The organism is Marinoscillum sp. HNIBRBA16962, from assembly GCF_057801515.1.
Genome location: NZ_CM173603.1, coordinates 2177855 through 2190887, shown reverse-complemented (window position 1 = coordinate 2190887; position 13033 = coordinate 2177855). Strand labels below are relative to the sequence as shown.

Sequence of the window (13033 nt, the reverse complement as noted above, 5' to 3'; positions counted from 1 at the left end):
GTTAATTAAATATATGTATAATGGATAATATGAGCATCGGGTCTCTGGAGGAGACCATTCTTCTAATTGTACTGGTGATGCAGGACGAGGCATACGGAGTTTCGGTTGCAGAAGAATACCAGAGCAGATCGGGAAAGTCTATTTCCATACCAGCAATACATACCGTACTAAATCGCCTGGAGAAAAAAGGATTGCTTTCTTCAAAGATGGGAGGGGCTACAACTGAAAGAGGCGGAAGGAAAAAACGACTCTTTGAGATCACTAAAGCCGGCTATAAAATACTCACCGAACTAAAGGAGACTAGAGATGGGCTGTGGAGCATTGCCCCTAAGTTTAATCTGACATGAACGGAAACCCTCTCATATCTCCTCCTCGCTGGGCCGACCGATTCCTGGAATGGTACTGCCATGAAGATCTGATCGATGAGATCCAGGGTGACCTTCACGAAAAATTCAATAAAAACCTTGAGGCCAAGGGGTACGCCCTGGCAAGAAGGAAATTCGTCATTGATGTGTTTCGCTTCTTTCGTCCCTCCTCTTTCAAAAGAACAAAAATTCAAATGAACTTCCACATCATATCCAACTACCTGAAAGTAGCGTTCCGGGTATTTAAGAAAGAAAAGAGCTATACGTTAACGAATGTATTGGGGCTTACCCTGGGGATCACGGCGAGCCTGATGATCTACCTGTGGGTGCAGGATGAATTAAAATACAATCAATGGCCTGAGGAGGTAGAAAGGATTCATTATGTATTGGTAAACCAGGCGGAGAGCTCTGGTAAGATCTACACCTGGCGAACGACTCCCCAACCATTAAGGGAAGTGCTGGAACAGAAATATCCGGCGATCGAAAAGGCAGCCATAACCAACTGGGGGGCAACGCTGATCCTGAAAAAAGAATCAGATAACCTGGAGTTAAAAGGTCATTACGGGTCCGCAGAACTATTTGACATTTTCTCCATACCGTTTGTCCGGGGTAACCACCAACTCTTGTATGATCAACCTGAATCCATAGTGCTCTCGGCAAAAGCTGCATCCGGCTATTTTGGCGAAGACTGGCAAGACATGGATGTGATCGGGAAAGCCATTACCGACAAGTACGGTCGGCAGTTTACCCTTGCAGGGGTGTTCGAAAACATCCCATCAAGGTCTACAGTCCACTTCGATTTTATCATCCCGTTTGAGTACATGCTGCGTACCCAACCCTCGCAAAAGCGATGGGGAAACTATAACCACAACATGTATGTACAAATTGCGGATGGATATACGACCGAAACAGCAAACCAAAATGTGGTGAATGCAATCCGGGAAAACAGAGAAGATGTTACGGAGAACGCACCGATCCTCCTCCAGCCTTTCGAAAGCCTTTATCTGCATTCGAAATACGAAAATGGTAAACTGACTGGTGGCAGGATTGACTATGTGATCCTTTTATCTATCTCCGCTATCCTTATCCTGGTATTAGCTGCAGTGAATTTCATGAATCTTACCACCGCCAGGTCAGCCAAAAGATCCAAAGAAACAGGTATCCGAAAGGTGATGGGTGCATTTCGCAGGTCCCTCAGACTCCAGTTTATCCTGGAAGCCATTTTGATTGTCTCTTTTGCTGCTATTTTATCAGGCTTCGCAGTTGCTGTTTTACTCCCATACTTCAACATACTCACGGGTAAGGAAATTAGTCTGACATTTTTTACTCCTCAGTTTATCCTGCTAGTCATGGGGTTTGTAGTACTTATAGGTGTGCTATCAGGATTATATCCAGCATTTTACATGGCTGCCGTCAACCCGATCCTGTCAATGAAAGGTATTTTGAAAGCCGACAGGTCACACTTTGTATTCAGGCGTGGGTTGATCGTTTTCCAGTTTGTGATCACCATCACCATGATCGTAGGGTCGGTAACCATCTATAAGCAATTGCAATACGTATTCAATAAAAACCTCGGGCTGGACAAAGAGAATGTGATCATGCTTAGTATCGGGGATATGAACCTTCAAATACTGAATACCTACCGGGAGAAGCTCCATTCCATGCCAGGCATTCAGGGAATTGCACTATCAGATGGTAACCCTACCAGTGTTGGGAGCTCCACTTCTGACCCTTCCTGGCAGGGAAAAGACCCGGAAACCGAGATCTATTTCAAGGTGCTTGGAGTTGGCCATAATTTTATCAATATGATGAATATTCCATTGATAGCCGGGAGGAATTTTGACCCGGAAATTGCCAGTGATTCCACTAACTACCTGATCAACGAAGAAACTGCAAAGATGCTGGCATTTGAGGACCCGGTTGGCCAGTCGCTCGAGTTCTGGGGCAACAAAGGGAAGATCATTGGGGTGGTGAAAAATTTTCATATCAGCTCTCTGCACACCCCTATCAACCCACTGATCATGAGACTGGACCCCGAATCCTGGATGATCCTGGTAAAAACAAAGCCGGGAATGCACCGGGAAGCGATTGCATCACTGGAAACATTGCATCATGAGTTTAATCCTGACCGCAAGTTTGATTTTGATTTCCTTGACCGGGAATTTGAGAGCCGGTACAAAAGCGAGAAGTTAGTAAGTAAGCTAACGCTTTACTTCACGCTTATTGCAATTGTTATTTCCTGTCTGGGTTTACTCAGTCTGGTTGCCTTCAATACTGAGCTTAGATCCAAAGAAATTGGTATCCGAAAAGTACTGGGCGCATCAGTTCCCAACATTCTGGTGCTTATTATTAAAGAGTTCTTGATTTTGATCTCCATCGCATTTGCTGTAGCTACCCCCCTATCTTTTTATGTAATGCAAAACTGGCTCAATCAGTTTGCCTTCAGGATCAATCTGGACTTCCAGCTTTACCTGCTCGCTGCGATCGGGGCATTGATCATTACGCTGATCACCATTGGCAACCATGCGATAAGGACAGCAACCAGAAATCCTGTGGAATCCCTGCGAGATGAATAGTGTATAAATTAAAAAAGCCCCTTTATGGAGTATGGGTTTGATGAATTTTATATACCCCCCATCGGCCCCTTCATTTTCTGATGAATAAAAGAAAGCCCCCTAACCGAATCGGTTAGGGGGCTTTTCCTCCGTATAACTATGCCAACTGATTATCTATTCTATTTCAGGAGCTTCGGCTTCTGCTAACTGAGAATCATTCACTTTATCCCATGGCTTATAATTTTTAGCAGCCGGTCCCATCAATTTTTCCTTTGGAGCAGAAGTCTCCGCTACAATTGTCTTTGAGGTCATCTGCAATGGTCGTTGATTCTTGGCCTCAGGCCCTTTAACGTCCTTCTTTTTAACTGATATCATCACCGGTTCAGCTGGTTTAGGATTTTTCCAGGGCTTATAGTTTTTAGCCTCCGGGCCTTTTAACCCGCCTGTTTGGGCAAACCCGGCAAACGTGATCAGCAGACTCAGTGCGATTAATGTTGTGTATTTTCTCATGGTGCCTTGTATTTAGTTTTTGCTTAGTACTAAATACGCACAAATAACCCCTTCTGAAGCTCTGGAAAAAATGGTATTTTGCTATCCGTATTTTTACGGATGCTAGATGAGTTTTAGCTTCACTGCCTTCTTGATCAATTCTGCCGTATTCTGCACATTGAGCTTCTTCATCATATTTACCCTGTGTGTTTCTACCGTCCTGGTGCTCACAAAAAGCTCGGCGGCTATTTCTTTCGTGGTTTTTCCTTCGGATACTAAAAGCAGGATTTCCATCTCTCTGTCAGAGAGTTTTTTGTGACTATCTCCCTCCAGGGCCATATTGCCTACCATGAGCTGTGAGATCTCCTGATTGAAGTACTTTTTATCAAAAGAAACAGCCTTTATTGCCTCGGTCAGCTCTTTCTCATCGGCATTTTTCAGCAGGTAACCATAAGCCCCACTCCTTACAGCTTTTACTACATACTGTCCATCATCATGCATGGTGAGAACAATAAACCGGATGCCCGGATAAAGCTTCTTGCACTTACTAATGACCTCAAGGCCGTTTGTACCCGGTAGAGAAATATCCATCAACACAATGTTGGGACTCAAGACCTTAAGCGCCTCGAAAAGCTCATCAGCAGAAGCTGCCTCACCGATAATCTCAACATCATTATGAGCTGAAAAGAGTGATCTGATCCCCTCCCTGAAAAGCTGATGATCATCTACGATAATTACTTTTATTTTACTCATTTTATGGGTATTTCTACTTCTATCTTTGTACCGCTTTCATCTGACTGAATATCCAGGAGACCATCTTCCAGTTTGACTCTTTCTTTGATATTGATGAGCCCCCTCCCCTGGTAGTTCTGATCCAGGTTAAACCCTATGCCGTTATCAGAAATGAAAAGACTGACTTTGTCCTCAAACTCTGTAAGCGAGATACGAACTTCTGATGCCCTGGAATGACGAATGGCATTATTTAAAGACTCCTGGGCAATTCGATACAGTGCTATGTTAATACTTTTAGGAAGCTCCAGGCCTTCCAGGTTTTCATAGCGGTAAAGAATCCGCATTTCCTCTCTTGTCATGTGCTTCACAAGATTGCCAATAGCCTCTCCTGCCCCAAAGTCCTCCAAAACACTGGGCATAAGGTTATTTGACATTCTGCGGACTTCCCTGATGGTTTCATCAATGGCCCTGAATAACTCCTTGCGCATAGCATCCGGTATCTCAGCTACCTGCACTTTGATACGTATGGTAGTGAGAAGCGGACCCAGGCCATCATGCAGCTCCCGCGAAAGCCTGGAACGCTCCGTCTCTTCACCATTGATTATTGCCTTCTGATTTTCTATAACCAGCCGCGCTTCATTTTTCTTAAGTTTTTTGAGCTCATACTTCATCTGAAGCAGAGCCTGTCCGAGTTTATCATTTTTGCTAAGCAGTGAGTAATCTGCCTCAAAATTTCCTCCACCAATTTGCCTGGCAAAATCTACAGCCTGGTGCAACGCATTTACCAGTCTTCCAAGACCAGCAAACATTTTACCGATTTCATCCTGGCGCTTCTTTTCAGGTATACTCTGATCAATATTGCCTAATGACATCTCGGTTAGCTTGGACTCCATCACCAGAATAGGTTTTACGATCTGCCTTGCCAGCCAGTAGGATGCTGTCAGAATGAAAAGAATGATGATAAAAAGAATGATCAGGAAATTATCTTTTAGCCTTCCTAAGGGGATGAAGGCTTCCTGCCTGTCAATTTCTGAAAGGATGACCCATTCCAGTCCGTGAAAATCAAGCTTTTCATAAGAGCTGAAGACTTCTACCCCTCTGTAATCTTCTATGAGTCCGGATCCGGGATTGCCATTTAATGCTTGCTTTACACCTGTACTTTCCACCGTTATTTCCGTTGGCCTTTGATCGGGGAAAAATCTGGATGTCGAGCGCATAAGAAAGTCTCTGCCTACCAGATAAGACTCACCGGTCTCACCCAGCCCGGTCCTTTCCAGGAGCACAGACTGAATGTCCGGCTTGGCTAACCCCACCAAATATCCCCCCTCATAGCCTGTGATAAATGCCAGGGTGATAAGTCCGCTACTGTCCTGAGTGGTGAGGTCCTGCACATAAACTTCACCATTATTAAAATTCTGAGGAATTGAAAATGAATAATTCTCAAGAGGGGCAGAATTATCCAGCAGCCCTACATGAAAAAACTGCTGACCAGTAAGAATAGAGGAATCGGAGTGGTTTTTATAACTACGAATAGCTTCCAGGTGAGCATTCAGCTCATCTTTTATCTGGGAAACCTTGAGACGCTTTACTGAGGAAAGCTGCAATAAGACACGTTCCTGAACGGCAAGCTCAAATTGGTAATAAAAAAGGGAGGATAATAAGACTATCACCACTACGGACAGTCCTATCATCACCAATGCAAGCTTATTTCCTATTTTAAGTCTCATCAGCAATTTTTAAAACTGCCTGAAGTGGCTACTCTTCAGGTTATCAGCAAATATACAACTTCCTTACTATCTGCTAAGCAAGGAAGTTAGCGGCAGATTTTTCTGCTCCTGTTTTCATTTCATTAGTAAAAGCCTCTCTCGGCTTCAGGTTCAATGTCTGGAACATTTGCTTATCCTCGTTCACATCCGGATTAGGAGTGGTTAGCAGCTCGTCTCCGGCAAAAATCGAATTGGCTCCTGCCAAAAAACATAAAGCCTGCTCCTCAACTGACATCCTTACACGTCCTGCGGACAGACGAACCATAGCCTTAGGCATTAAGATACGCGCTGTGGCAATCATACGCACCATATCCCATACCGAGACTTTTGGCTGTTTCTCCAGGGGTGTGCCGGGCACAGGTACCAAAGCATTTACCGGAACAGATTCAGGGTGTTTTTCCATAGTCGCAAGAGTATGAAGCATTGCAATCCGGTCTTCATTGGTTTCACCCATCCCTATTATTCCGCCTGAGCAAACAGAAATATCCGCATTCCTCACATTATCGATGGTATCAAGGCGATCATCATACGCCCGTGTACTGATGATCTCTTCATAATGATCTTCAGAAGTGTCCAGGTTATGGTTGTATGCATATAAACCGGCTTCTTTCAGGCGCTTTGCCTGATCTTCGGTCAGCATACCAAGGGTACAGCATACCTCCAGGCCAATGGCATTCACTCCTGAAACCATTTGGATGACTTTATCAAAATCCCTGTTATCCCGTACTTCTCTCCAGGCGGCACCCATACAAAAACGAGTACTTCCATTCTCTTTTGCCTGTTTTGCCTTGTCCAGGACTAAATCCACATCCAGAAGCTTCTGAACCTTCACATCTGTATGATACCGGGCTGCCTGTGGGCAATAAGAACAATCTTCAGGACATCCGCCGGTTTTGATCGATAGCAATGTACACACCTGAACTTCAGATGGGTTGTTGTGCTTCCTGTGAACTGAAGCTCCTTCATAAATAAGCTCCAATACAGGCTTATTGAATATTTCTTTTATCTCTTCTTTGGTCCAGTCGTTCCTTATTTCCATTTGCTCTTATTTTCTTCTGGGAAGTTAATGAGGTTTAAATGATCACCAAAAATACCGCTTAATTTATTTCCAGATTTCCAGGAAGACGGGCCTGTAAACCGGTCATTCTTTGTAAGGATCTGATATCTTCCAGGTATGGCGTGACGGGCGTTCCCACACTAAAGTAGGCGGACCTGGCTCCACTCAGTTCTGTTAATAGCTTTTCCATCAGTGGTTTTTGCTTCGGATAGTAGCTTACCTTGTAATCATCAGCCACATCGGCCTTTTCTGCCGCCAGGGTAATGGCATCTTCCAGCGAGCCCAGCATGTCCACAAGCCCCCGGTCCATGGCCTGCTCTCCTGTCCAGACACGTCCTCCGGCTACCTTTTTGATCTCCTCCACGGTCATTCCCCTACCTTCAGCAGCCTTGGTTATAAAGGTATTGTACCCAGCCTCTACCTGGCTTTGGATAATGGAGCGCTCATAAGGAGTAAGTGAGCGGGTTACGGTTATCAGATCAGAAAACTCACCGGTAGTTACTTTATCGGTAGTAATTCCCAGTTTGTTATCCAGAAATTTTCCAAAGTTGAAAAGCATACCAAAAATCCCGATGGATCCTGTAATGGTATTGGGCTGCGCCACTATGGTATCGCAAGGCATAGAGATATAATAACCTCCCGATGCAGCCACATCTGACATGGAAGCAATGATTGGTTTTTTGCCTTTTGTAAGCATGATCTCCCTCCAGATCATATCGGAGGCCGTAAGACTGCCTCCAGGTGAATTGACTCTTAATACGATCGCTTTAACGGATTTACTTTCCCTGGCCTCCCGGATCTCTCTGGCAAACTGCTCCCCTCCTACAGCATCATCTACTTCGCCCATTACAATCTCTCCATTCGCCACAATCACCGCAATCTTGTTCTTTGAATAATTGCCTCCAACATTGGCCTTCATGTATTTCCGAATGCCTGTCAACTTCAACTTATCGCTTTCACCGAGCTCCATTTTTGATTTTATGGACTTAATGAGCTCATCTTCATAGCCCACCCTGGAAATCAACCCCACCTTGACGGCATCCTCCGGAAAACGGACCTCCATTTGATCCGATACGGATTTTAACCTTGGCACCTCTATTCCCCTGGAGTCAGAAACGTTTTGAAGGTAGGTAGAATATACGGAGTTGATCAATTCACTCAGCTGAAGGCGGTTTTCATCACTCATGGATTTGCGGATGAATGGCTCTACGAAACTCTTAAATTCCCCTACTCTGAAGATTTCAGGCTCTATTTCAAGTTTGTCAAAAAGACCTTTGAAGAAGGTCACACTGGCAGTGAGCCCATTAAATTCAAGGGAACCTTGCGGGTTGAGGTAAATGGAATCTGCCGTGGAAACAAGGTAATAATCTCCCTCACTCAGGTATTCACCATAAGCATAGACAAATTTACCTGTAGACTTAAAATCCAGTATTGCATCCCTTATTTCCTGTAAAGAGGCACTTCCGGCAGATAAAAACTTGGGCTCGAGGTATATCCCTTTTATCCGGTCATCATCTTTAGCCGCCTCAATCGCAGCTAAAAGGTCAACGAGACTAATCGGAGTTGGTCCCCTGCCCAGGATCTCTTGCAGCGGGTCATCTAAAGCTTTTTCCACCACCACTCCATTTAAGTTCAGGTGCAAAACCGAGGTTGACGGTATATCAGGAACGGCCTCAGATGAAGCAGATATTGCACTGATGATGCCTATGAGGATGAAAAAACCAACTATCGAAAATATAACCAGCCCGGTAAGTGTGGCTAATAGATTACGCAGAAATGCCATATTATTTTTTTAAAATGATGCTATTTTACAAAAGTAATTATACGTGAAATGAGCATGATGCTCAACCCAAATATTGAGCCACACCAACCACGAATGATCAAAGTTGAGCAGCAAACCGCTAATTTCACCAAACTTTTGAACACATGGAAATTAACACTGTCAATTGACCATAATTGTTTGATGAAAGGGATTTTTCTTCTTTTAGGAACCAATCTGGGGGATAAGTTAAAAAACCTGCAGCAAGCAAAGGATATACTGGAAGCTTATGAAATGAGTGTAGTAGACTCCTCCTCTGTTTATGAGTCAGCACCCTGGGGTGAAGAGGATCAGGATTGGTTTTTAAACATGGTCTTGCGAATAGACACCATCCATGCTCCGGAAAGTTTGCTGGATGCGTGTCTCAGGACGGAGCAGCAAATGGGTCGCGAAAGAATCAAAAAATGGGGGTCCCGGATCATCGACATAGATATTCTGTATTACAACAACCTGGAGGTCAAGACAGAAAACTTAATCATTCCTCATCCTGGCATTCAGATGAGAAGGTTTACACTTATGCCCCTGGTAGAAGTTGCTCCAAACGAAATCCATCCGGTTTTAAATATGAATCACCAGGAATTATTAGAAATTTGCCCCGATGATCTACCCTGTCATAAAACAGATCTCAAAATCACCGTATGACCTGGATTGATGCATTATTGCTTTTGGGAGCCGGACTGTTTACCGGAGTGATCAATACGCTCGCCGGAGGAGGCTCATTGATCACGCTACCCCTCTTTATTTTTCTGGGGCTCCCTTCCAGTGAAGCCAACGCCTCAAACAGGATTGGGGTTATGCTGCAAAGTGTGATGTCTGTCTCCGGATTCAGAAGTAAAGGAGTGAGTGCCTACCCTTACGCGCTCTGGTTATCCATCGCAGCAATTCCCGGATGTGTTATTGGTGCATTCTATGCCGTGGATATCAGAAATGAGCTCTTCAATAAGATACTGGCCATCGTGATGGTCATAGTGATCATCCTGACCGTTTTAAAACCTTATATCACAAAAAATGCCGGTATTGAAAGTTTCACTAAGAAAAGTAAAATTGCTGCTATTGGTTTTTTCTTTCTCATCGGTTTCTATGGCGGGTTTATTCAGGCAGGTGTAGGCTTCCTGATCATTGCTACGCTTACAGGTATTCACGGATTCAACATGGCTAAGACCAATGCTATAAAATCCTTTGTGATCGTGGCTTATACCCTGGTAGCACTGGGGATTTTCATGTGGGAGGACCAGGTGCGGTGGGATTATGGACTTACGCTCGCAGCAGGCAACTCCGCAGGCGGGTGGATAGCCAGTCGCTGGTCGGTGGGAAAAGATGATAAGTGGATCCGGCTAATTCTGGTGGTTACTGTTTTGGGATTGGCGATAAAACTTTGGTTCTTTGGCTAACCTGGATAATCCAGGCCGACGTGGAACGAATTCTTTATTGAGAACCTTTAACTTACTGTTAATTAATTCTTTAAGCCACAGGACCTGTAGTCTATGAATTAGCAAGCTAAATGGATTTTTCTGGCTACCATTCAAGATTTCCAATACTATCAGAATACACCTACCTGAATACAGCCAGGTACTGTGCCCTTCCATCGGAGGTTTCCTTCGCTCAAAAAAAATTCCTGGATCACGTTTCAACTCATGGAAGCTGGGGATTTGATCATTGGAGCAATCTTTATGAGGGTACCAGAACCAAAGCAGCTAAGCTTATCGGTGCAGAGTCTGACCAGGTGTTTTTTCTCCCGAATGTTTCCCTTGGGTATAATCTGGCAGCTCAATACCTACCCAGGAAGCCTGTAATCTGTCTGAAGGATGATTTTCCCTCGGTAACAATGACCTGGGGACCCCATGGTACAAGGTGAAATACATCATAATAAGAAACTGAAGGATTTCCTGATCAAAGGGCTGGAAAGTAAAACCAGAGAAATAAAATTTCATGATTCACGATCATCCATCACAAGTTTCCAGGCAAGTGAGACAGCATATGATCAACTCGCAGAAGCAAAAATCCAAACAAGCAAGCAGAAAGACTTTATTCGCGTATCTCCTCTTTTTTATAATTCAGAGGAAGACATAAACAAGCTTCTAGAAATTCTCCGCTAAATCTTTAACAGGTGATATTAGCTCTTTCAGTTCTTCTTGTGTGAGTCTCTCGGTAGTTTCAGAGCTGTAAACCAAGGATTCGTCAACTTTCGAAGCGCCATATTCCCTATGAATATCGTATCTGGCTGATTCATTAATCTCCGGAGAGATAATATAATAATGATCATTCTCGATGGTGTTTTTTAGCTCGCTCTCCGCCAACAACATCTCATGCTTCTTCTCTCCTCGCTTCAAGCCGGAAACAATGACCTCACATTTTGGGTCCACTGCTTTCACCATGTCTGATAATAAAAAGCTTTTAAGTTTTGGTACAATAATCTCTCCACCTACAGCCTTTTTAAGGGCATAATAAATATGTTGTACAGCATCGTCTATAGTCAGGTGAAACCGGGTATTCTCAGGGTTGGTTACATGAAATATCCCACGCTCACGATCCTGTAAAAGTAAAAACCGATGTACAACTGTCCCTCGAGTTCCGAATACATTGCCTAAACGAAGCGATAAAAATCTGGCATCTCCGGACTCATTGGCTTTTGTGATCATCTTCTCAGCCGTAAGTTTCCCTGAACCATAGTTGCTGGTTGGGTTTACGGCTTTATCGGTGGACAGGAAAAGAAACGTTTCGGGGCTATGCTTTCTTGCCGCCCTAATTAGATTTTCAGTTCCCAATACATTGGTCTTAAGAAACTCAGAAGGAAATAATTCTCCTTTTTCTACATGCTTAAGTGCTGCAGCATGGACCACTACATCATGCCCTTCCATTACTTCGGCCACCCTTTCCTGATCGCGGATGTCCCCTAAGATGCATCTGAGTTTTGCACTATTCAGGCGGTTTTCCAGTTCCCATTGCTTATGCTCATCCCTGGAAAATACTGTAACACTTCTGATCTCATCCCTGTGAATGAGATCATCAATCAGGGCCCTTCCAATAGAGCCCGTTCCTCCGGTTACTAAAACAGATTTTTCCTTCAAGGACTTCATGATGCAAATTTAAAGGATAAGAAACACACTCATCTGAGACTATGAATGGCTGATTTCAAGGTATTAACCACTATTTTGATTTCGTCAGCAGCTATTCCGGTATAGAAAGGCAATGCCATTATTTCTTTACTGACCTGCTCTGCTACAGGAAAGTCCCCCTCTTTATACCCAAACTTCTTCCGGTAAAATGGCTGCAGATGAATACAGGGGTCAAAATAGGCTTTACATTGAATCCCATTTTTGTTAAGAGAATCCACCAGCAAGTCACGCCACTGCGATCGCACCCTGATTGTAAACAAAAACCAGGAATGAACCATATTTGGAAACTGTTTTGGTAAGACTATTTCGTCTACATTCTGCAGTTCATCCAGGTAAAGTTCAGCAGCCGCACTTCGCTTTCTCTTAATGTCTGTTGTTTTCTCCAGCTGTGCCAGACCCAACGCGGCAGTAAGCTCACTAATGCGGTAATTGTAACCCAACTGGGTGAACTCCATTGTTTGCATACTGGAGCGCCCCTGATTTCTCAAACTCTTAATCGTACGGTACACTTCTTCATTATCAGTGACGACCATCCCCCCCTCACCCGTAGTAATTTGTTTATTTGGATAAAAGCCAAAAACGGAAGCATCACCAAAACTACCAATTGGCTTTCCATCATATTCTGCAAAGAGAGCTTCACAGGCATCCTCAATGATTTTCAGATCATGGTCTTCAGAAAGTTTAACCATTTCTGGTAAAGCCTTATTCGGTTGTCCAAACACATGAACCGGCAATATTCCTTTGGTCTTTTCAGAAATCTTACTACTTATCATATCCGGATCCATGCCCAAGGTATCCTCCTCTATATCCCAAAAAACCGGTTTGGCTTTTTCGTAAAGAAGACAGTTAGCAGAAGCTATGAAAGAAAAAGGGGAAGTGATCACTTCATCCCCTTCTCCCAGACCCAATGCTTTTACAGCAAGATGCAGCCCGGATGTTCCTGAGTTTACAGCTACTCCGTATTTCCTTCCAACCAAAGCTGCCAATCGCTGTTCAAAAAGTTCAGTCCCTGGTCCGAGGCTCAGAACGGATGATTCCAGTACTTCCTTTATAACTTCAATCTCACGGGTATCTGTGTAGGGTTTGGATAATGGTATCTTATAGTTCATGACCGGAATGCAACAAACGGTAGAA

General features: G+C 43.9%; 13 protein-coding genes. 6 read left to right on the top strand and 7 right to left on the bottom strand.

The annotated features are described in order from the left end of the window. Nucleotides 1-20 precede the first annotated feature (20 nt). On the top strand, nucleotides 21-347 hold the full coding sequence (locus AC3E9V_RS09370; RefSeq protein WP_488752926.1) for a PadR family transcriptional regulator: 327 nt from the start codon (nucleotides 21-23) through the stop codon (nucleotides 345-347). Further along, nucleotides 344-2941, top strand: coding sequence for an ABC transporter permease (locus tag AC3E9V_RS09365; RefSeq protein WP_488752925.1), 2598 nt, complete (start codon nucleotides 344-346; stop codon nucleotides 2939-2941). Before AC3E9V_RS09370 ends, AC3E9V_RS09365 begins: the two co-directional genes overlap by 4 nt. A gap of 153 nt (nucleotides 2942-3094) precedes the next feature. On the opposite strand, the gene AC3E9V_RS09360 is transcribed toward AC3E9V_RS09365, so the two are convergent. The 5 genes from AC3E9V_RS09360 to sppA form a co-directional block, all read right to left on the bottom strand. Continuing rightward, complete coding sequence (locus AC3E9V_RS09360) at nucleotides 3095-3430, bottom strand: hypothetical protein (protein WP_488752924.1); 336 nt, start codon at nucleotides 3428-3430, stop codon at nucleotides 3095-3097. A gap of 102 nt (nucleotides 3431-3532) precedes the next feature. Further along, nucleotides 3533-4162: a response regulator gene (locus AC3E9V_RS09355; protein ID WP_488752923.1), complete on the bottom strand. Its 630-nt coding sequence runs from the start codon at nucleotides 4160-4162 to the stop codon at nucleotides 3533-3535. After that, entirely contained in the window at nucleotides 4159-5868 is a 1710-nt protein-coding gene (locus tag AC3E9V_RS09350) for an ATP-binding protein (RefSeq protein WP_488752922.1), read from the bottom strand. Before AC3E9V_RS09350 ends, AC3E9V_RS09355 begins: the two co-directional genes overlap by 4 nt. Before the next feature lie 73 nt (nucleotides 5869-5941). Then, nucleotides 5942-6946: a biotin synthase BioB gene (bioB, locus tag AC3E9V_RS09345; RefSeq protein ID WP_488752921.1), complete on the bottom strand. Its 1005-nt coding sequence runs from the start codon at nucleotides 6944-6946 to the stop codon at nucleotides 5942-5944. 58 nt (nucleotides 6947-7004) lie between these two features. After that, nucleotides 7005-8747, bottom strand: coding sequence for a signal peptide peptidase SppA (gene sppA, locus AC3E9V_RS09340; protein WP_488752920.1), 1743 nt, complete (start codon nucleotides 8745-8747; stop codon nucleotides 7005-7007). A gap of 180 nt (nucleotides 8748-8927) precedes the next feature. Between sppA and folK the strand changes: the two genes are divergently transcribed. The 4 genes from folK (at nucleotide 8928) to AC3E9V_RS09320 (ending at nucleotide 10879) form a co-directional block, all read left to right on the top strand. After that, complete coding sequence (folK, locus tag AC3E9V_RS09335) at nucleotides 8928-9425, top strand: 2-amino-4-hydroxy-6-hydroxymethyldihydropteridine diphosphokinase (RefSeq protein ID WP_488752919.1); 498 nt, start codon at nucleotides 8928-8930, stop codon at nucleotides 9423-9425. Beyond that, nucleotides 9422-10174 carry a sulfite exporter TauE/SafE family protein gene (locus AC3E9V_RS09330; RefSeq protein WP_488752918.1) on the top strand — a complete coding sequence of 251 codons (753 nt, stop codon included), beginning with the start codon at nucleotides 9422-9424 and terminating at the stop codon, nucleotides 10172-10174. The genes folK and AC3E9V_RS09330 overlap by 4 nt, the downstream gene beginning before the upstream one ends. A 110-nt stretch (nucleotides 10175-10284) precedes the next feature. Beyond that, the gene (locus AC3E9V_RS09325; RefSeq protein WP_488752917.1) at nucleotides 10285-10638 is read left to right on the top strand and encodes a hypothetical protein; all 354 of its coding nucleotides are present in this window, start codon (nucleotides 10285-10287) and stop codon (nucleotides 10636-10638) included. Next, a complete protein-coding gene (locus AC3E9V_RS09320; RefSeq protein WP_488752916.1) occupies nucleotides 10625-10879 on the top strand; it encodes a hypothetical protein in 255 nt (84 codons plus the stop codon). The genes AC3E9V_RS09325 and AC3E9V_RS09320 overlap by 14 nt, the downstream gene beginning before the upstream one ends. Here the strand turns inward: AC3E9V_RS09320 and AC3E9V_RS09315 are convergent. Together AC3E9V_RS09315 and AC3E9V_RS09310 are read right to left on the bottom strand one after the other, a co-directional pair. Further along, entirely contained in the window at nucleotides 10862-11860 is a 999-nt protein-coding gene (locus AC3E9V_RS09315) for a polysaccharide biosynthesis protein (protein ID WP_488752915.1), read from the bottom strand. The genes AC3E9V_RS09320 and AC3E9V_RS09315 overlap by 18 nt on opposite strands. Nucleotides 11861-11889: 29 nt before the next feature. Further along, nucleotides 11890-13008 (bottom strand): DegT/DnrJ/EryC1/StrS family aminotransferase, encoded by a 1119-nt coding sequence (locus AC3E9V_RS09310; RefSeq protein WP_488752914.1) that lies wholly within the window; start codon nucleotides 13006-13008, stop codon nucleotides 11890-11892. Between the last annotated feature and the right edge of the window lie 25 nt (nucleotides 13009-13033).